This window comes from Amycolatopsis sp. (assembly GCF_025464955.1).
In the GTDB taxonomy this organism is placed as follows: Bacteria; Actinomycetota; Actinomycetes; order Mycobacteriales; family Pseudonocardiaceae; genus Amycolatopsis.
The window spans coordinates 19539-37533 of sequence record NZ_JAODNM010000080.1 but is presented as its reverse complement, the minus strand read 5'-3'; the positions used below and the strand labels follow the sequence as shown (position 1 = coordinate 37533).

At 65.6% G+C, this 17995-nt stretch carries 21 protein-coding genes and 1 pseudogene; 8 read left to right on the top strand and 14 right to left on the bottom strand.

The genetic code is table 11. The annotated features are described in order from the left end of the window. The first annotated feature begins 27 nt into the window (after positions 1–27). Positions 28–2301 (top strand): glycoside hydrolase family 3 C-terminal domain-containing protein, encoded by a 2274-nt coding sequence (locus JWQ81_RS18005; protein WP_297542949.1) that lies wholly within the window; start codon positions 28–30, stop codon positions 2299–2301. Between the two features lie 314 nt (positions 2302–2615). On the opposite strand, the gene JWQ81_RS18000 is transcribed toward JWQ81_RS18005, so the two are convergent. The 4 genes and pseudogenes from JWQ81_RS18000 to JWQ81_RS17985 all read right to left on the bottom strand — a co-directional run bounded on the left by JWQ81_RS18000 (position 2616) and on the right by JWQ81_RS17985 (position 3970). After that, a complete protein-coding gene (locus tag JWQ81_RS18000; protein ID WP_297543007.1) occupies positions 2616–2957 on the bottom strand; it encodes a hypothetical protein in 342 nt (113 codons plus the stop codon). 31 nt (positions 2958–2988) lie between these two features. Then, a pseudogene (locus JWQ81_RS17995) lies at positions 2989–3102 on the bottom strand (LLM class flavin-dependent oxidoreductase); the annotation flags it as partial. 8 nt (positions 3103–3110) lie between these two features. Further along, on the bottom strand, positions 3111–3341 hold the full coding sequence (locus JWQ81_RS17990) for a hypothetical protein (RefSeq protein WP_297542948.1): 231 nt from the start codon (positions 3339–3341) through the stop codon (positions 3111–3113). Between the two features lie 230 nt (positions 3342–3571). Then, on the bottom strand, positions 3572–3970 hold the full coding sequence (locus tag JWQ81_RS17985) for a hypothetical protein (RefSeq protein WP_297542946.1): 399 nt from the start codon (positions 3968–3970) through the stop codon (positions 3572–3574). Between the two features lie 32 nt (positions 3971–4002). On the opposite strand from JWQ81_RS17985, the gene JWQ81_RS17980 reads away from it, so the two are divergent. After that, complete coding sequence (locus tag JWQ81_RS17980) at positions 4003–4689, top strand: hypothetical protein (protein ID WP_297542945.1); 687 nt, start codon at positions 4003–4005, stop codon at positions 4687–4689. 31 nt (positions 4690–4720) lie between these two features. Here the strand turns inward: JWQ81_RS17980 and JWQ81_RS17975 are convergent, their stop codons facing one another. The 7 genes from JWQ81_RS17975 to JWQ81_RS17945 all read right to left on the bottom strand — a co-directional run bounded on the left by JWQ81_RS17975 (position 4721) and on the right by JWQ81_RS17945 (position 9336). Continuing rightward, positions 4721–5560, bottom strand: a complete 840-nt coding sequence (locus JWQ81_RS17975) for a hypothetical protein (RefSeq protein ID WP_297542944.1) — start codon at positions 5558–5560, stop codon at positions 4721–4723. A gap of 261 nt (positions 5561–5821) precedes the next feature. Beyond that, complete coding sequence (locus JWQ81_RS17970) at positions 5822–6016, bottom strand: hypothetical protein (RefSeq protein WP_297542942.1); 195 nt, start codon at positions 6014–6016, stop codon at positions 5822–5824. Then, the gene (locus JWQ81_RS17965; RefSeq protein ID WP_297542940.1) at positions 6009–6419 is read right to left on the bottom strand and encodes a hypothetical protein; all 411 of its coding nucleotides are present in this window, start codon (positions 6417–6419) and stop codon (positions 6009–6011) included. The genes JWQ81_RS17970 and JWQ81_RS17965 overlap by 8 nt, the downstream gene beginning before the upstream one ends. A gap of 15 nt (positions 6420–6434) precedes the next feature. Next, complete coding sequence (locus JWQ81_RS17960; RefSeq protein ID WP_297542938.1) at positions 6435–7037, bottom strand: GDSL-type esterase/lipase family protein; 603 nt, start codon at positions 7035–7037, stop codon at positions 6435–6437. A gap of 152 nt (positions 7038–7189) precedes the next feature. After that, on the bottom strand, positions 7190–8197 hold the full coding sequence (locus JWQ81_RS17955; protein WP_297542936.1) for a Gfo/Idh/MocA family oxidoreductase: 1008 nt from the start codon (positions 8195–8197) through the stop codon (positions 7190–7192). A 334-nt stretch (positions 8198–8531) separates the two neighbouring features. Then, complete coding sequence (locus tag JWQ81_RS17950) at positions 8532–9101, bottom strand: TetR family transcriptional regulator (RefSeq protein ID WP_297542934.1); 570 nt, start codon at positions 9099–9101, stop codon at positions 8532–8534. A 100-nt stretch (positions 9102–9201) separates the two neighbouring features. Next, on the bottom strand, positions 9202–9336 hold the full coding sequence (locus JWQ81_RS17945; protein ID WP_297542932.1) for a hypothetical protein: 135 nt from the start codon (positions 9334–9336) through the stop codon (positions 9202–9204). 413 nt (positions 9337–9749) lie between these two features. On the opposite strand from JWQ81_RS17945, the gene JWQ81_RS17940 reads away from it, so the two are divergent. The 6 genes from JWQ81_RS17940 to JWQ81_RS17915 all read left to right on the top strand — a co-directional run bounded on the left by JWQ81_RS17940 (position 9750) and on the right by JWQ81_RS17915 (position 15422). Beyond that, on the top strand, positions 9750–11180 hold the full coding sequence (locus JWQ81_RS17940) for an MFS transporter (RefSeq protein WP_297542930.1): 1431 nt from the start codon (positions 9750–9752) through the stop codon (positions 11178–11180). Positions 11181–11253: 73 nt separating this feature from the next. Further along, on the top strand, positions 11254–12066 hold the full coding sequence (locus tag JWQ81_RS17935; protein ID WP_297542928.1) for a GDSL-type esterase/lipase family protein: 813 nt from the start codon (positions 11254–11256) through the stop codon (positions 12064–12066). Between the two features lie 198 nt (positions 12067–12264). After that, on the top strand, positions 12265–13188 hold the full coding sequence (locus JWQ81_RS17930) for a zinc-binding dehydrogenase (RefSeq protein ID WP_297542927.1): 924 nt from the start codon (positions 12265–12267) through the stop codon (positions 13186–13188). Between the two features lie 28 nt (positions 13189–13216). Next, on the top strand, positions 13217–13420 hold the full coding sequence (locus JWQ81_RS17925; protein ID WP_297542925.1) for a hypothetical protein: 204 nt from the start codon (positions 13217–13219) through the stop codon (positions 13418–13420). A 331-nt stretch (positions 13421–13751) separates the two neighbouring features. Then, complete coding sequence (locus JWQ81_RS17920) at positions 13752–14600, top strand: alpha/beta hydrolase (RefSeq protein ID WP_297542923.1); 849 nt, start codon at positions 13752–13754, stop codon at positions 14598–14600. 267 nt (positions 14601–14867) lie between these two features. Further along, a complete protein-coding gene (locus JWQ81_RS17915; protein WP_297542921.1) occupies positions 14868–15422 on the top strand; it encodes an alcohol dehydrogenase catalytic domain-containing protein in 555 nt (184 codons plus the stop codon). On the opposite strand, the gene JWQ81_RS44990 is transcribed toward JWQ81_RS17915, so the two are convergent. The 3 genes from JWQ81_RS44990 to JWQ81_RS17905 all read right to left on the bottom strand — a co-directional run bounded on the left by JWQ81_RS44990 (position 15313) and on the right by JWQ81_RS17905 (position 17980). Next, a complete protein-coding gene (locus tag JWQ81_RS44990; RefSeq protein WP_366942310.1) occupies positions 15313–15576 on the bottom strand; it encodes a helix-turn-helix domain-containing protein in 264 nt (87 codons plus the stop codon). The genes JWQ81_RS17915 and JWQ81_RS44990 overlap by 110 nt on opposite strands. A 306-nt stretch (positions 15577–15882) precedes the next feature. Beyond that, a complete protein-coding gene (locus tag JWQ81_RS17910; RefSeq protein WP_297542919.1) occupies positions 15883–16224 on the bottom strand; it encodes a hypothetical protein in 342 nt (113 codons plus the stop codon). A gap of 505 nt (positions 16225–16729) precedes the next feature. Beyond that, a complete protein-coding gene (locus JWQ81_RS17905) occupies positions 16730–17980 on the bottom strand; it encodes an MFS transporter (protein ID WP_297542917.1) in 1251 nt (416 codons plus the stop codon). Positions 17981–17995: the final 15 nt, after the last annotated feature.

Below are 17995 nucleotides of genomic sequence, written 5' to 3'. Positions count from 1 at the left end.
CACCTCGAAAAAGGCGGGCCTGTACCGATGACGCTACAAAGCGATCGCTCCTACCCCACCACCTCCCGGCTACTCGCCGGGTTGACGATCGAGGAGAAGATCGCGCTACTCTCGGGCGCGTCCTCCTGGCAGACCGTCGGCTATCCGGATCGCGGCATCAACCCGATGACGCTGTCCGACGGCCCGCACGGAATCGGCTGGGGTGCCGCGGGCGACCAGGCCGGCACCCCGCAAGCCCCCACCGCCATCTGCTTCCCTACCGCGTCCGCGCTGTCCTGCAGCTGGGACACCGCCCTCGCTCGGACGCAGGGCGCCGCGCTCGCCACCGAGGCCCGCCGGACCGGCGTGGAGGTTGTGCTCGGGCCGGGTATGAACATCAGACGCACGCCCCTGGGTGGCCGGAACTTCGAGTACTTCTCCGAGGACCCCTACTTGAGTGGCCGTCTCGCCGCCGCGGTCATCGCGGGCACCGAGTCTGGCGGTGTCGGCACGTCCGTCAAACACTTCGCGGTGAACAACCAGGAATACGACCGGTTCACGGTCAGCGCCGAGGTCGACGAGCGTGCCCTCCGCGAAATCTACCTGCGCGGGTTCGAGATCGCGGTGACCGAGGGACGACCGGCGACGGTGATGGCCGCCTACAACGCGGTCAACGGCATCCCCTGCACCGAGAACCACCGGCTGCTGACCGAGATTCTCCGTGACGAGTGGGGCTTCGACGGCGTGGTCGTCAGCGATTGGGGTGCGGTGAGCAACCAGGTCGCCGCACTCAAGGCCGGCATCGACCTGGAGATGCCGGCGTCGAACGGGATGGGCGCCGCCGCGATCCGCGACGCGCTGAAGTCGGGCGAGCTGAGCGAGGCGGACATCGACCGCGCCGCTGCCCGGATCATCGACCTGAGTTCGCGCTTCGCGGCCCGTGATCGGCCTGACGCGGTGGCCAGCAGCGAAGCCGAACTGGTCGAGCTGGCCCGCACCGTGGCCCAGCAGTCGATCGTCCTGCTGCGCAACGAACGCACCACGCTTCCGCTGGCGCGTACCGGCACTGTCGCGCTTATCGGCGAGTTCGCCGAGAAGCCCCGGTTCCAAGGCGGTGGCAGCTCGGGCGTCAATGTCGCCTCGTTCGCGACCGCGCGCGACGAGATCAGTCGTTTCCTTTCGCCTGAGCTGGTTCGCTACGCCCGGGGATACGATGGCGAGCAGGTCGACAAGGCGCTGCTCGACGAGGCGGTGACCGTGGCGTCGGACGCCGATGTCACGCTGCTGTTCGTCGGACTGACCGAGCTGACGGAGTCGGAGGGCTACGACCGGGAAACGCTGTCACTGCCCGCATCCCATCTCGCGCTGATCGACGCGGCCTGCGCGGTGAGCCCGCGTACGGTTGTCATGTTGCACAAGGGATCGGTCGTCGACGTGGCGTCGTGGCACGAGAAGGTGGACGCGATTCTGGACCTCAACCTCGGCGGCCAGCAAGTCGCCTCGGCCGCTCTGGACATCGTCTTCGGCGAGGTGAACCCCTCGGGCCGTACCAGCGAGACCGTTCCGCTGCGGCTGGAGGACACACCAGCCTATGTGGACTATCCGGGAGCGCAGCGCCGCGTGCACTACCGAGAAAGCATCTGGGTCGGCTACCGCTACTACGATCGTCGGAAGATGCCGGTGGTCTACCCGTTCGGGCATGGCCTGAGCTACACCGAGTTCGAATATTCGGACCCGCGCGCCACGGTACACGACGACGAGCAGGTCACCGTGGAGGTGGCGGTCCGCAACGTCGGCGAGCGTGACGGGTTCGAGGTCGTCCAGGTGTATGTACACGACGACATCAGTACCGTCCCACGACCGGAGCGGGAGCTTCGGGGATTCAGCAAGGTCTGGATTCCGGCAGGCGAAACCGTTACGACCCGCGTCGAACTGGATCGGCGCGACTTCTCGTTCTGGGACGAGCACCGCGACCGCTGGGTGATCGAGAGCGGCACCTTCACGATCGAGATCGGACACTCCTCGCGCGACATCCGGGCCGGCGTCGGTGTCGAGTTGGCCGGGGACACCCGCTCGGTGGAGGTCGTCGATCGGCGCACCCCACTGGGCCACTTCCTCGGTGACCCCGAGTTCGCCGCCACGGTCGCACGGTTCGCGGCTGCCTCTCCGATGCTCGGGGGCGGCGCCGAGATGCCCCCCGAGATGCAGCGCATCGTGACCGAGGTGATCAACGGTATGCCGCTGGAGAAGCTCCGTATCGTCTCCGCGGGCGCCTTCTCCAACGACGACATCGACGAGCTGCTCGCGCGTCTGTCGCAGTGACACTACTTGGTGAGATCACGTCATTGTCGTCGATCGCAACCGCTGAAATTGTGCTGCTCGAAACCGAGAATCACCTCGCGTACGACGGCTCATCCCGATTACCCGCTCCGCCACCGAACGGCCAGGTGCACAGCAGATGTGCTGTGGACCTGGCTGTTCGCGTCTGGAGCTCACATCACCCGTCGTGCCACTTCCGTGCCCGATGGCGGCCACGCTCCGCCCAGTCGAGTGAGCGGTGACAGTCACCGGCCCACCAGGGTCGCTCACATTGTCGCCCTCGGTCGCTGGTCGGCGCAGGCTGAGTTGCCGCTGCGTCAACGCGATCCGGCGCCGATCACAGCGGGGGCGTTGGCCCGGAGGAATGCGGCGAAATCGGCCCGGCCGAACCCGGGGTCCCAGGTTCCCGGCGGCGTCAGCAGCAGCCGATCGACGCCGAGCCGCGCGTACTCGCGCACGACGTCCGGGGTGATGGCCTCGGCCGGAGTGATCGTGATGTTCAACTCGGCGAAGTCGCGACCGGCCGCGTCGGTCTCGGTGCGGAGCTCGGACAGTCGCTGCTCGGTCCCGGCCACGTCGAGAGCCCAGCCGTACCAGTCGGTGCCGACCCGCGCGGCGCGCCGTAGCGCAGCGGTGCTGTTCCCGCGCGGACACCCCAACCGCGCGCATCTCCTCCTCCATCCACCCGACGCCGAAACCGAACACGAGCCGGCCGTCGCTCACCACGTCGAGGCTGGCCAGCTGTTTGGCCAGCACGACCGGATTGCGTTGCGGCAAAACGATGATCCCGGTCCCCAGCAGCACCTCACTGGTCACGCCGGCCAGCAGGGCGAGGCCACAATGGGATCGAGCATGGGAAATTCGGGGTCCACGGGGGACGGTGGCACTTGCGGGCTCGGCGCGACGATGTGCTCGCCGAGCCAGATGGAGTCGTAGCCGAGTTCCTCCGCGAGCACGCCGAGTTCGCGGACGCCTGCGGCCGTCGCGGAGTCTCCCGTGTTGATTCCGGAGATGCCGATCGTCGGAAGTTCACCAGCAGTCATAATTGAAGCCTATGCGCTCCAGCCTTATGGTCGCAAACATTCAGGTGGTGCGCCGCTGTCGCAACTATCACAGCGTGTCCTCTCGAACAGCGTGACAAGTTGCGTCGATGGATGCATCTGAAACGCCGCAACGAAATCAGGTCTCTGCTTTGCCATCCGATACCGGCAACCCGAGCAAGGATCCGAGGCCGGACGAGGCCGAGGACAACGCGTTCTTTCCGTCGCCGTATTCACTGAGTCTGTACATATCGCCGAAGACCAACTTCGACGGAGTGCGGCACAAGGATGAATACAAGGGCGGTAAGTGGAGGGTCCTGGTGATCGCCACCGAGGAGCGCTACGTCCTGCTGAAGAACGGCAGGATGTTCTCCACCGGCAATCACCCGGTCGAGATGCTGCTTCCCTTGCACCATCTCATGGAGGCCGGCTTCGAGGTCGATATCGCGACCATTGGCGGTAACCCGGCCAAGCTCGAATTGTGGGCCATGCCGAGCGAGGATGAGGCTGTCCTGGCCACCTACGCCGCGCTGAAGCCAAAGCTGAAGCAACCGCAGAAGCTCACCGACGTGGTCGCCAACCAGCTCGGGGCCGATTCCGACTACCTCGCCGTGTTCATCCCCGGCGGACACGGTGCGTCGCCGGCCTGCTGGCGAGCGAGGCAGTGGGACAGACGCTGGACTGGGCCTTGTCGAACGACAAGTTCATCATCACGCTGTGCCACGGCCCTGCCGCGCTGCTTGCCGCCACACTGGGTAAAGCGGAGTCGCCGTTCGCAAACTACTCGATCTGCGTGTTCCCCGACGCACTCGACCAAGGCCCGAACCAGGACGTCGGCTACCTGCCCGGTCCCCTACCGTGGCTGGCGGCCGAGCGGTTGGCCGAGCAGGGACTGACCATCCTCAACGACGACGTCACAGGCAAGACTCACCGAGACCGCACGGTGCTGACCGGCGACAGCCCGCTCGCCTCGAACGGTCTCGGCCTGCTCGCCGCCGACGCTCTCACCCAGGCCGTTCGGGAAACGGCGGACCAGGAGCTGAAGCCGACGACTGCAGCGGGCCGGCGATCGCGTACCCCTCCAGCACGAGTCGTCGAGCAGCCTGGCACTGCCGGTGCGTTCGAGCCACACCTGACCGGCGACGTCCCCGCCGAGATCCGTCACGGCACACCCGGCGGGCACCGTCGCGACGGCCCCGGCGGGTGTGCCAGCCGGGCCGAATCGCAGCGTCGACCGGTCTCGGTACCGCAGCCCTGGCTTCGGAAGCGACCTCGGACAGCCGCAGCAGCAAACCCTCTATCCCGCCAGCCTATCGCGGGTGGCCGACCGGTGTCGCATGTGGACGGTTGATGCTTCGGAACGAGGTCGGCACCGGATTGGTCTACTCGCCGGTTTCGAGTGGATAGGTGACGAAGGCGAATCGCTGGGAGTCGGGGCTCCAGCTGTTGACGTTGATCGTGCCTTGGCCACCGAACAAGGGCCGCCGCGCGACGGGTGCGGACCAGTCGGCGGTGTCGACGACGACGAGTTCGACATCGAGGTTCTCGGGGTGGCCTTCGGTTCCGGCCGGATATTGGAGATACACAGCGTAACGTCCGTCGGGAGCGAAGTGCGGGAACCAGTCGACGGTGTCGGTCGAGATCAGTCGCTCGATCTTGTCCACTACGGGCTCTTTGCTGGGTACCCTGGCAAGTTGAGCGTGTCCGGGTTGCGAGGCCCAGCGCTCGGTGTTGAAGTAGATCCACTCACCGTCGGGGGTCCACTCGATACCGTCGGCGTGACCTTCACCCGTCTCCATCGGCGTGATCCGACCGCCTTCGGAGGCGATGAAGGCGAGCTTGCCCGGACCGCCCATCGCCGAGATTCGAATGAAGCCGAGCGTGTTGCCATCGGGTGAGACGCCGTGCAGGAAATGCCACACCTTGTCCTCGTCGGTGATCCGGCGGGTGCTGCCGCCGTCCAGTGCCCCGTGGTAGATGTGGCCGTCCATCGCGGAGAGGAAGATGGCTTTGCCTCGGGGATCGAGAACGTGGTCGTTGTTGAGGGCCGCGGATATCCCTTCGTACTCGATCCGGCGAGGTTCGGACGGGGAGTCGAGCGGGAATGCCCACAATCCGCCTTTCCCGTTGAGATACAGCATGTCACCGTCCGGCCCCCAGTTGGGCGCCTCGAAGAGCACGTCGTCGAACTCGGCGATGATCGTGTCGGATCTGGTCGCCATGTCGAACACGTGGATTCGGCACTTCTGACCTTCACCAAGTTCTCGGTAGAGGTTCGACAGGTCCCGCCCAAGAGCACGCGCGAAGTCACTCGGCGACATTTCCTGCCCTTCGAGTCCTGCGATCCCTTCGAGTTTTGCGAGGTTTTCGGCACTGAACAACCCCGGTTCGGGGCGTTCTGGGAGGCGATCTTCGGGTGCCGAGGGTGTGGTCATTTCGGTTTCTCCTTAGGTTGTGCGCGGTGACAGCGGGTGGGAAGACAGTCAGCACGGTTGCCGGACCGGCAAGCCGGCCGAGGTGTAGATCGAGTCGATGACCGCCATGTTGGCGATTGAGTCGGCAGGCGGGGTGAGGACGGGTTCGCCGCGCAGCACCGCTGCGGCGAACGCATCCAGCTGATACGCGTAGGTGGCACGTTCGCTGACGCGCTCGACCCGCTTGCCTTCCCCGCTACGCACCGAAATCCGGCTCCCGGTGAGGGGATTGAAAACCGACAGTTCGCCACGCTCGCCGACAGCGCGCGCTGATCTTGAACACGTCCAACGACCACATCGAGCAGAGAAGGCGTCCGGTGTGTCCGGCGGGGAAGCGCAGGTCCGCTCGCATGGCCCGGTCGATGTTCGCGCCACGCAATTTCGCGTCAGCCCGTACGACCTCCGGCTCGCCGTCGGCTTGGGCGCCGCCCAGCAGTCGGATCATGTGCACCGCGTAGCAGCCCGCGTCCATCAGGGCGCCGCCGGCAAGGTCGAAGTTGTAGCGGATGTCGCTGAACTTGGGCAGGGGGAAGCAGAAGCTCGCCTCGACCAGTTGAAGCTTGCCCAACTCGCCGGACTCGACTGAGGTGGTGGTCGCCCGAGGCAAGCGTTCCTGAAATCCTCAGCTGGGTGGGCCGTCAACGGCATGCTGTGGGGCTGCGAACGGTGCGATGAGTGGTTCGAGGACTTCTACCCAGGCTCGGTAGCCCAACCCGTTGAGGTGCAGGCGGTCACGGGTGAATTCCGGGTTGAGCACGCCATCGGCGGTGGCGAGAGCGGGCCACAGGTCGACGTAGCGGACGTGCTCCGGCTGATGAGCGACGAGATCGGCGTAGCGGCGGTTGAGCGCACGCATCTCCTCCCGGTACGCCGCGCCGCGTGGCATGACACTCTGCACGACGACGGGAGTGCCGGGTGCGCGTTGCTCGATGCCGGCCAGGATCGCTGCCACATTCCATGCGATCTCGTCGAGCGGCTTGAGCGCCATCACATCGTTCGTCCCGATGAGCAGGAAGACCGCCTTGGGCTCGTTGACGGCGGTGTCGAGGCGGCGCAGCACGTCAGCGCTGCGCTCACCGCCGATACCCCGGTTGAGCACGTCAACGTTCGGGAGCCACTCGTCCCACAGGCCGCCCTCCGTAATGCTGTCTCCGAGGAAGACGACTCGGCCACCGGGAGCACCGAGCACAGCGAACTGAGACGCCCGATTCTGTTGAGCCGCCACGATCAGGCGATGGATGACTGCGAGCAACGGCGGCGTGAATAGGCGTCGCCCCAGGGAGGGTTTCGGCTGGTCACGGTGCGATTGGTCCACTGCGTATTCCCTTTGTTCAGGAGGCTCGCCGACCGTAGCCACTTCGATGTAGGCCGCGTAGGTCAGGAATCCGAAGTCTTTCGCGAACCTGCGGACTCGAGAATGGCTTCGATGATGCGCAGAGTCGCGACGGTGTCGCCTGGGCTCATGACATCGCTGTCGACCTCGCCTTGGGCGATTCGCTCGGCGACATGGATGGCTTGGTAGGCGAGCGGGCTGATAGCCGGTTCGGCGTCGACCAGCTCGACCGAGAAGGGATGGGCGGCGTCGCCGTCCAGGGTGTGGATTTCAAAGCGGCGAGCCGCATGGAAGAACGCTGGCACATGGATGATTCCAAAACTGCCGCTGATAGTTGCCGAGCTCGGCAGCATCTGCGTGATGGACGACTGCAAGGACGCGATTTTGTCACCGAAGGTCAGGGCTGCCGCGACGCTGAGGTCGACTCCCGTCTCGGACTCGATGACGGCGGCTTCGACCCGGGTTGGCGTTCCGAAATAGTCCTGGAGCAGCTGGACAGGGTAGACACCGATCTCCAGGAGACTTCCGCCACCCTTCGCCGGATCGAGGAGAAAGTCGTCACGCGCTCCCCCGAGTAGCGGGAAACCGAAGTTGGCCGAGGCAGCGCGGACCTCGCCGATTCGACCTCCGTCGACCAAGCCCCGGATCTGTTGCCAGGCGGGGAGGAACCGGGTCCACATCGCTTCCATGAGGAAGACGTTGTGCCGTTTCGCGGTCGCGAACATCGCCGCGGCGGCCGCTGCGGAGGTCGCGAACGGCTTCTCGATGAGAATCGCTTTCCCCGCTGCGGCAATGACGTCGACCGCGGCGGCGTGCGCATACACGGGTGAACAGACGTACACGCCGTCAACGTCGGGCGACGCGGCCAGGTCCTCCAGCGAACCGAAAGCCGAGCCGATGCCATGCTCGTCGGCGAACACCTTTGCGCGGCCGAGGTCACGGGAGCCCACAGCGACTACCTCGGCCAAGGGCGCGGTGCGAATCGAGCGGGCGAACTCCACGGCGATGGCGCCGGGGCTGGAGATTCCCCACCGGAATACCTGGTCGCTCATCGATTGAGCCTCTCGACGGTTGCGCGGACATCGTCATGGGGGAAGACGTTCATGATTTCCTCTCGCCATTCCGGATCGTGGCTGCGTTCACGTGGATGCGTGACTGACGAAGCTGATGTCCCCGGCCGGCGTTAACGCCCAGAAGCACGCCTCCCCGTGGACGTTCGATACCGGATCGGGCGTTTGTAGCACAGGCTCCGATTGGCAGTGACTGTACCAGTCTAGAACGCGGTTTCACAATTCGCAACAGTAACATCAGCGCGACATGGGTATGCGGGGCGCGCTCGAGCGCAAGGAGAAACAGGCTTCTACCGACAGTGGGGCTCGGCCCGGATCAGGCCGGAGTCCGCTGCGAGCGACTCTTGCGCGACGAAGCGGACCGCCGGCCACGCGTGCTCAACAGGATGTCGGCGACGCCTTCGACCTGGGGCAGCGTTTCCTGGAAGGTGGCCCGTCCATTGGACATACGGTTGACCGCGTCCACCAGAACACAACCGATCGCGAGTCGGATGTAGGAGACGTCATCGCGGGGTTCCGCCGCGAGCAAGTGATCGAACGCGACGTCAAAGCCGCTGCTACCCTGCTCGATGAGCTGCTGCACATCCGGATCGGACGAAGCCGTCATCTGCATCATGAGCACGGCCATGCCGGGAGCACGATCGAATGCCTGCAGGACGCGGCGCAGAAAGTCCCTCACCAACGGCAGCGAATCCTCGTTCTCATCGCGCCGCGAAGACACGATTCGGCGCGTGAGTTTGCCCTGCCACTCAGCGAACGCGGCGGCCAGAAGATGGTCCTTCGACCGGAAGTACCGGTAAACGGTGCCCAGCGCCACCCCGGACCGATCAGTCACGTCACGCATCTGAATCGAGGTCGTACCGGATTCGGCGACAAGCGCGATCACGGTCTCGATGAGCCGTGCCCGACGGGCGAGCTGACGACTCGTCATCATCCCGACAGGCAGCGGGACCTGCGAATCAGCGTCTGTCACGGGAGCGATCATATCAGGCGACACCGACTCGGAGTGTGTCGTGGACGACGCGGCTGAGGACCGTCCCGCTGCAGGCGGTGCGCCGGTCGAAGTACCAGGCCCGGCAGTCCGCACGCTCGTCAAGGACGAGGTAGTCGACAATCGGCATTCGACCCACGCTGTGCTCCAAGGATGACAACCGCGGTCCACGCCAGACTCGCCGGTCCTGCTCATGCCGCGGCAGAGTGAGCCCGTGCCCGAGGTGGCGGACGAAGACCGGCTTGACCCGTGTCGCAGCTTACTCAACTAGAATAAGGTTTCAGAAGTTTTTGTCCACTGCTGGCGACGCCCGTGTTAGCCTGCTGGAAACGTGCTCTTGACGGACTCGCCATGAAACGGAGTTCCATCTGATGCCACATCTGTCGCCCGCCCTGCTCGACACGATGGGGGCCTGGATCGATGACTTCGACGTCGACAGTGTGATCGCACGACTGTCCCACTAGGACGAATTCACCAGGACCAGGCCGAAGCTCACCTCCCCAACGAAGGGGTCCCCATGTCGACTGCACCGTCTGCGGCCCGATGACTACCGACACGCCGTCGGCCGACGCGGCCAAGCAAACCGGCTCGACGGTGGCCGTGCGCTACCAGCCGAAGACTCGAGCCTTCCGCCGGTACACATACTTCTACGCTCTTGCCTGCCTCGGGCTCGTCCTGCTGTTCGGGTCGATGTCCAGCATTCTGGTGCCGCTTCACGTTCAGCAGCTAGAGTTCGCGCACATCTTCGCCGGGGCCGACGCGCACGTGAACCTGCAAGCCCTCAACACGCTGAAGGCGCAGGTCGATGCGGGCACGCTGACACCGACGGCGGATCAGCACCGGCTACTGGGGCTCCTGGCCCAGTTCAACTCCTCACGAGCGACGAGCCTGTCGCTCGTGACGACGGTCGGGGCGCTCATCTCGATGCTGATCCAGCCGGTCGTCGGCCTGCTGTCGGACCGGACTCGATCGAAGTGGGGTCGCCGGGCACCCTGGATTGCCGCCGGGGGTGTCGCGGGCGCGGCGCTGGTCGCGCTGTTTCCGATTGTGCCGACCATCGCCATCCTGGTGATCGTCTTCTCCCTCACCACGGTGGTGCTGGGCGCCGCCCAGGGACCGCTCATGGCCACGGTCGTCGACCGCGTTCCGGAGAATCGCGTCGGCGCTCTCTCGACGGTCACCGGCCTGGTCATCTATCTCGCCGGGATCGGCGGATCAGTGGTCGCCGGGTCCCTGTTCGCCGCGATCGGGCTCGCGGCGTACTTCCCGCTCGCCGTGGCCCTCATGCTCACGACGGCCTGCTTCGTACTGTTCGCCCGGGACCGATCGTCTCAGCGGTTGGCCGTCGAACCATTGCGGACCCGCGCCTTTCTCGCCTCGTACGTGCGGGCGCTCGGCGACCGGGATTACCGGTGGGCGTGGATCGCGAAGGTACTGTTGTTCATCGGCTTCGGCATCGCGAACGTCTACGGGCTCTACATGCTGCAGAGCTACGTGAAGCCCGCGCTGTCGGCGACCCAGGCGGCACAGACCATTCCACTGATCCAACTCGCCGGCCTCCCCGCCGCGCTGATCGGTATGGTGATCTCGGGAAGATGGTCCGACAAGATCGGCAGGCGTAAGCCTTTCGTGGTCGCCGCATCGATCATCGCGGCCGTGTCCTTCCTCGTCCCGTTCGGGTGGCCGACGGTCCCGGCGATGTTCGTCGAGTCGGTCGTGGGCAGCTTCGGCCTTGGCGTGTACATCGTCGTCGACCAGGCACTGTTCATCGATTTGCTGCCAGACCGTGAGTCGGCGGGCCGTGACCTCGGCGTGGCGAACCTGGGCACGAACGTGGGCCAGGCCCTCGGCCCCATCCTCGCCGGCGTGGTCGTCGCCGCGTTCGGCGGTTCCTACGGTCCTGTGTGGCCTGTCGCGTTCGGCCTCGTCCTCCTGGCCTCGATCGTCGTTCTCCCGATCAAACGCGTTCGCTGAAGTTGCCGAGCGGGCTTGGAGAAAGGACCATCCTTCGTGACCGACACCGCACCCGATCCAACCGGAGCGCTCCATGACGAGCATTGACCCCACTGGCCAGCGACACCGCGTCAGGATCGGGCGGACCTCGAAACCGATCAGCCCTCGCCGTTACGCGGCGCACCCGAGCGGCCGTCCGGTGCTCGTCTGCGCGGGCGACAGCATTACCCAAGGCATGATCAGCGCGAACTGGGTCCGCCAGGTCGCCGCGGCAGTGGCCCCCACGATGGACACCGTCAATGCCGGAATCAGCGGGGACCTCGCTTGGAACCTGTTGACCCGCCTGGACGAGGTCATCGCCTGCCAACCCGCGATCGTGACGGTGCTCATCGGCACGAACGACGTGGCCGCGCAGATTTCAGCCAAATGGTCGGACGGATACATGAAGTCCAAGCGTCTCCCGCAGCGCCCGACCCCGGAGTGGTACCGGGACAACCTACACCGTATCGTCGTCCGACTGAAGTCCGAGACGTCCGCCAGAATCGCTCTCATGTCGCTTCCGCCGCTCGGCGACACAGCCAGCGGGCGATGGGCGGAACTCATCGCGCCCTATAACGCGATCATCCACAAGGTCGCGGCGCAGGCCGCGGCGCCGGTCCTGCCGGCACACGAGCGGATTGCCGACCTGGTCGCGACAGACCAGACACCGACCCAGTGGGACGGAACCAAGAAGCTCATGGGCGCGGCGGCGATGCGCCGAGTCTTCCTTCGGCAAACCTGGGTCGCCATCGCGCGCCGCCACGGTTTCACCACGACCACGGACGGGGTACATCTGAACGAGCCCGCGGCCGCACAGATCTCCACGCTGGTCGAACAGTTCGTGGCCGCATCAATAGGGACCGAATGAAGGACGCCACATCAGCCAAGATATTCCTTTGCAGCCAGCGACCTAAGTCACAATGGGCGCATCGACTCCACCGCGACGGCTCGCTACCCACCCAGGGCGTAGCGCACTTTTAAGTGCCTACTTACGAATTGATCCTGATTCGCCTAGAGTTCATAGCACTCACAGCGTTCCCATAGACAAAAGGAAAGAAAGCAAATCATGCGCGCAGCAGTCGTCAGGAAGTCCGGTGGACCCGAAGCCGTCGAGATCCTGGAGGTCCCCCTTCCGGAACCAGGCCCGCTGGAGGTACGCATCAAAGTCGCGGCCGCCGCGCTCAATCCCGCCGACGCCGGTGTGTGGTCCGGGCTCTTCACACCGCCGGAGGGGGTCGAATACTCCGGTCTCGGCCTGGACGCCGCCGGAACGATCGACGCGGTCGGCATGGCAGTCTCCTTGAAAGTCGGAACCCCGGTAATCGTGTTCGATGCGCCGGTGTTGCGCCCGACGAAGGCCCAGGCCGAATATCTGGTGACCGACCTCAACTCCATCGCCCTCGCCCCGGAGGGCATGGACCTGACACTCGCGGCAACGATCCCCATGAACGCGATGACCGCCTCACTCGCCCTCGATAATTTCGCGCTACGCCCCCGCAGCACCCTGCTCGTCACAGGCGCAGCCGGGGCCGTTGGCGGCTACGCCGTCGAATTGGCCCGGACACGAGGAGTGCGGATCGTCGCACAGGGGCGGCCCGAGGACGAAGAGTTCCTCCGCGATCATGGCGCCACCTGGTTCGTGCCACGCGAGGAGGACCTGAGTGCGGCGGTGCGCCGCTTTGTGCCCGACGGCGTGGACGGCGTGCTCGACGCGGCGGCAGTAGGCGCTCCCGCACTCGCGTCCGTCCGCGACGGCGGCACCTTCGTGAGCGTGCGAGGTGATGTACTGCCGGCGCCGGAGCGGGGCGTGACAGTACTGCTCACCGTCGCCGGTGTCGAAGGGACCCGCCTGTCGTATCTCGCCGCGCTCGCCGAGGTGGGTTTGCTGACACCGCGGGTCGCTGAGACCTACCCGCTGTCGAAGGCCGCCGAAGCCCACGCCCAACTCGCCCGCGGCGGCCAACGTGGCCGGATCATCCTCGTGCCGTGAATCCCGAGGACAGCAGAGAGAACCGGCCGTGACGGAGATCCCCGTCGTCACCGCGGTCACCAGAATCTCCGCTTCGGTGGAGGACATGTGGCGCGTGCTGGTGGCATTCGACCAGTACGCGCAGTGGCACCCGGTCCTCTCCCCCGACGCGACGCCCGAACAGGCCGTGACCGGGCGGAGATTCAGGGCCGACGCTCGAACGGCGACGTCACTGACCAGGACGCCACGCTGAGAATCGTCGATGTGGAGGCACCCTATCGGCTGGTCTGGGAGGGCGGATCGCTCGACGCCATCCTCAGCAGGCACTCGTCGTCCTCAACCCCCGGCCGGACGGCACCACCGAGTTCACCGACTCCGAAGAGTTCTTCGGTCCCGTCGCCGCCGAACTCATCCCGATACTCGGCCGAGTTAGGACGGAATCCTCCCAATACGGTGCCGCACTGCAAGCACGCGTGGAGGCTCTATCCGGCCGACGAAGCCAAGCGTGCCGAGATTGACCACCGTTGCCCTCACAAGCCTGTCAAGTATGGAGAATTGGCAATAATCTGTCGAGGGGTTACCTGATGACCACAAGCCAGCTCACCGCGGCCAACCTGTCCATCAACGCGGCCGACGGCGTCCGCTACGCCTACCGCCGCTTCGGCAACGCCACCACGGACGCCGTGCCCCTGCTCTTCCTTCAACACTTCCGCGGGAACCTCGACAACTGGGATCCCCACCTTGTCGACGCAATCGCCGACCAGCGGGAAGTAATCCTTGTCGATTACGCGGGCGTCGGCGGATCGAACGGTCATCCGCGTACCGACGTCACCGCGAGCGCGCAGGACATCCTCGCGTTCACCGACGCACTGGGCTTACGGCGCATCGACCTGCTCGGCTTCTCACTGGGCGGGTTCGTCGCCCAAGAAGTCACACTGATCCGACCCCAGCTCGCGCGACGACTCATCTTGGCAGGCACGGGTCCCCAAGGCTGCGAGGACATGCACGGATTCACACCCCAGGTCTCCGCCGCGGCCACGGTCGACGAGCCCGGCGGCGACGACCTGGTGACGCTCTTCTTCCCACCCACCGAGACCAGCACGGCGAAGGGCTGGGAATTCATTCAGCGGATCTTCACCCGCCAGGAGGACCGCGACGAACCGACAGACCTTCGCACTCGCGACGCGGAGCTGGACGCCATCACCAAGTGGGGTGTGCCGGATCCCACGCGCTTGAGCCGCCTGGCCGCCATCAAGCAGCCAGTGCTGGTGGCCAACGGCGACAACGACATCATGATACCGACCAAGAACACCGAGCTGCTCGGCAAGTACCTCCCCAATGCCACGATGAAGATCTACCCGGACTCCGGACACGGTTTCCTGTTCCAGTATCCGGTCGAGTTCGCCGCCGAGGTCAACACGTTCCTCCAGTGAAACCGGACTCGGGTGCCGTGCGCCGGTAGGCGGTCATCGTGCGCACGGCGCCCGAGTCAACGGTGGAGGCGCATTCCGGGACTGACGATCACCTCGCCGAGCAGCTGGAGTCGACCTTCGCTGGGTCGAAATACCGGCTGCCCATTCAGAGATGTAACGCACTTTTGAATGCCTACTCACGAATTTAGGCCTTGGTTTCAAGGACTAACCCGCCTATCGTTCACAGAGTTCATCGAGTTCGAATAGACAACGGGAATAAAGAGAAACATGCGCGCAGCAGTCGTCAGGAAATCCGGTGGACCCGAGGCCGTCGAGATCCTGGAGGTCCCCCTTCCGGAACCGGGCCCGCTGGAGGTCCGCGTCAAAGTCGCGGCAGCCGCGCTCAATCCAGCCGACGCCGGTGTGTGGTCCGGGGTCTTCAAGCCGCAGGAGGGAGCCGAATACTCCGGTCTCGGCCTGGACGCCGCCGGAACGATCGACGCGGTCGGCGTGGCAGTCTCCCTGAAGGTCGGAACCCCGGTGATCGTGTTCGACTCCGCGGTACTGCGCCCAACGAAGGCCCAGGCCGAGTACCTGGTGGCCGATCTCAACTCCATCGCTCCCGCCCCCGACGGCATGGACCTGACGCTCGCCGCGACGATCCCCCTCAACGCGACGACCGCCTCACTCGCCCTCGACAATTTCCCGCTACGCCCCCGCAGCACTCTGCTCGTCACGGGCGCCGCCGGGGCCGTTGGCGGCTACGCCGTCGAATTAGCCCGGACGCCGGGCATGCCCCAAGGTCTTCCAGTGCAGCCTCGAACACCTTCGCGAAGCCACTGAGAGCGAGCATCTCTTTCGTCGGATAGTGGCGATACACCGTGCGTGCGCCCACCTCGGCCGCCGCGGCGATCTCCTCGACGGTCGTCGCTTCGAACCCCTTCTCACGAAAGAGCGTGAACGCCACCTTGCCGATCAGGTCGCGGGTCTGCTCCATCTTCATCTGCATCTCGCGACGTGTCACGGCGCTCTCCCGTTATCTCATGACTCAAGGCCGATATTGTCTTCTGACAGTGACTGCCACCCGGTAGTGTCCCATTCGAGATCGCCCGCCAGATCATCTGGAGGATCGACGCCTCCCTTGCACGTTGACATGAAGGTGTTGCGAACGATCACTGTGAACTGAGCTGAATGCTGTGACGTCGCGACGTGAGACGGGAAGCCGGGTCACTCCTGACTCCCGCATCGCCTGCGTGGCGCGCGGGCCGATCGGCACAGTGCCGATCCGCGCAACCCAAGATCGCTACTCAACCTCGTGCCGGTCATTGCACTCGTGCACTGTGAAGCGTCGCAGAGCCAGCTCACCCCGCGCTTCGACCTCTGCACGAACAATCTTCACCAACCGTCGCGCCTTGAGCAGCACCAATGCCACATCGACCGCCACCTTACCGAACTCACCGGCCACGAGAGGATCGGCCGATTGATGCTCGAAGGCACTATCAGGCGTGAGCGTCGGCTGGCCGATTGTCGGTCGCCCTGGTCTGAAGGGGGCACGTCGCCCAAGTCCGACTTTCAGCATCGGCGAGCCGCGCCGCATCACCGCATCGTCCTTGTCACCCCTTCGAGCGACCGCCGTGTTCACCATCTCGGGCCGGCATTCGAAAATCCACGCCCTGGCCGAACACAACGACCGGACTCGCCGATACCGGGAGCCGGCAACTGGCGCAACAGCGCCGTCGAAGCGGACTCACATTGGTTTTCTCGAACGTCCGGACTGTCTCACCTGTTGACGAGTCCGTCACGGTTTCACCACGACCACGGACGGGGTACATCTGAACGAGCCCGCGGCCACACAGATCTCCACGCTGGTCGAAGACTTTGTGACCGCATCAACAAAGATCGAATGAAGGCCGCCGGGGCCGAAGCCGCCCCATCAGCCGATGCCACCGCAGCATTCCACCTACACCGTCGACCGGTTCAAGCACCCCTCGCCCGGCTGCCGCTGTTCGGCGGCCAAGGCACCATCAACGCCAACAGCTGGAGCCCTGGCTCCACCCGCTTCGCCTTCGACTCAGACACCGCTGCCCCGACACTTCCGCGGACATCGTCTGGGCGCAACCGCTTCGGAATGCGCTGCCCAGGAAAGCCTCCTACGGCTTGCGGTTGGTGCGGACGGCGGTGATGACAGCGACGAGGGTCCCGACGGAGAGCACCGCCGCGAAGCCGATCATCGTCGCCTTCAGCGGGATGTGCTGGATCAGCAGGCTGAAAGCCACCGACGGCAGGCCCATACCGAGGTAGGCGATCACGAAGAAAACAGCCAAGACGCCCGCGCGGGAGGCAGGGACGGCGGCGATGGCGCTCTGCGTGACCGAGCCCTTGAACAGCAGGCCCGCGCCCGAGCCGGACAGGCCGGCAGCGACCAGCGCAAGCCACAAGGCCGGCTGGTAGAGCGACAGCGCCGTCAACGCCAGCCCCACCGGGAACAGGACGGTGCCGGTCACCAGTTGCTTGGGCAGCGGGAGCCGGCCGAGCACAAGCTGTGCCACGGCAGACGCGGCGAACGCGGTGAACGGGATGAGGCCGATGGTGAACTGCGAGGCGATGTCCAGTTCACCGCGCACGATGATCGCCCCGAGTGACGAGAACAGACCCATCAGTGCGAAGGCGAAGAACCCGACCACTGCTGCGGCGCCGAACGTCGCACGGTTGCCGGGGCGCAGCGCGAAGCGGACCGGGCGGGTCTCCTTGGTGGCGTGGGAGGTCACCGTCTCCGGACTCAGCATGACCAGCAGACCGGCGATGCCCATGATGACGGCGATCACGACGTAGGAGGTCGCCAGCGGAAAGGGCACCCATTCGGCCAGGGCCCCAGCGACCAGCGGACCGAGCGCGAGGCCCCCGAGGTTGGCAGCGGTGGAGATCAGCCCGGGGTCGGCTGAACCGGGCCGGTCCGGATGGGCGGCGCGGTACAGATCGGCGATGTAGGCGGTGGCGGTCGGCGCCATCAGGCCGACGCCGACGCCGGTGAGGAAGCGGCCGGTGATGAGCCCGGCCAGACTCGGCCACACCGACATGACGACCGCGGCCACGATGCCGAGCACCAGCGCGGGCACGACGACCTTGCGGCGTCCGATGTGGTCGGACAGGTGTCCCAGCGTTGGGAACGTCACGGCGGCGCCAGCCACCATCGCGGCGAAGGCGATGGTGACGCTGGTCGGACCGAAGTGATCGCGGACCTGGTAGAGCGGCCACAGCGGCGTGGGCACGGTGCCGAAGGCCATCAACGTGGTGAAGGCGGCGGTCACCACCCACAGCCCGCTGGAGGGCGACAGGACGGCCCGACGTCCGGCGTGCCGGTGGGTCTCCGGGGTGCGCGTGGCGGGCGGATGCGTGGTCACGGGTCCATGCCTTTC

Bases quoted from the DNA above. Each gene is read 5' to 3' on its own strand.
- JWQ81_RS18005 (WP_297542949.1), top strand. From the start codon at position 28: ATGACGCTACAAAGCGATCGCTCCTACCCCACCACCTCCCGGCTACTC.
- JWQ81_RS17990 (WP_297542948.1), bottom strand. From the start codon at position 3,341: ATGACTGCTGGTGAACTTCCGACGATCGGCATCTCCGGAATCAACACG.
- JWQ81_RS17975 (WP_297542944.1), bottom strand. From the start codon at position 5,560: ATGGCGACCAGATCCGACACGATCATCGCCGAGTTCGACGACGTGCTC.
- JWQ81_RS17955 (WP_297542936.1), bottom strand. From the start codon at position 8,197: ATGAGCGACCAGGTATTCCGGTGGGGAATCTCCAGCCCCGGCGCCATC.
- JWQ81_RS17945 (WP_297542932.1), bottom strand. From the start codon at position 9,336: ATGCCGATTGTCGACTACCTCGTCCTTGACGAGCGTGCGGACTGCCGG.
- JWQ81_RS17940 (WP_297542930.1), top strand. From the start codon at position 9,750: ATGACTACCGACACGCCGTCGGCCGACGCGGCCAAGCAAACCGGCTCG.
- JWQ81_RS17935 (WP_297542928.1), top strand. From the start codon at position 11,254: ATGACGAGCATTGACCCCACTGGCCAGCGACACCGCGTCAGGATCGGG.
- JWQ81_RS17930 (WP_297542927.1), top strand. From the start codon at position 12,265: ATGCGCGCAGCAGTCGTCAGGAAGTCCGGTGGACCCGAAGCCGTCGAG.
- JWQ81_RS17920 (WP_297542923.1), top strand. From the start codon at position 13,752: ATGACCACAAGCCAGCTCACCGCGGCCAACCTGTCCATCAACGCGGCC.
- JWQ81_RS17915 (WP_297542921.1), top strand. From the start codon at position 14,868: ATGCGCGCAGCAGTCGTCAGGAAATCCGGTGGACCCGAGGCCGTCGAG.
- JWQ81_RS44990 (WP_366942310.1), bottom strand. From the start codon at position 15,576: ATGGAGCAGACCCGCGACCTGATCGGCAAGGTGGCGTTCACGCTCTTT.
- JWQ81_RS17910 (WP_297542919.1), bottom strand. From the start codon at position 16,224: ATGGTGAACACGGCGGTCGCTCGAAGGGGTGACAAGGACGATGCGGTG.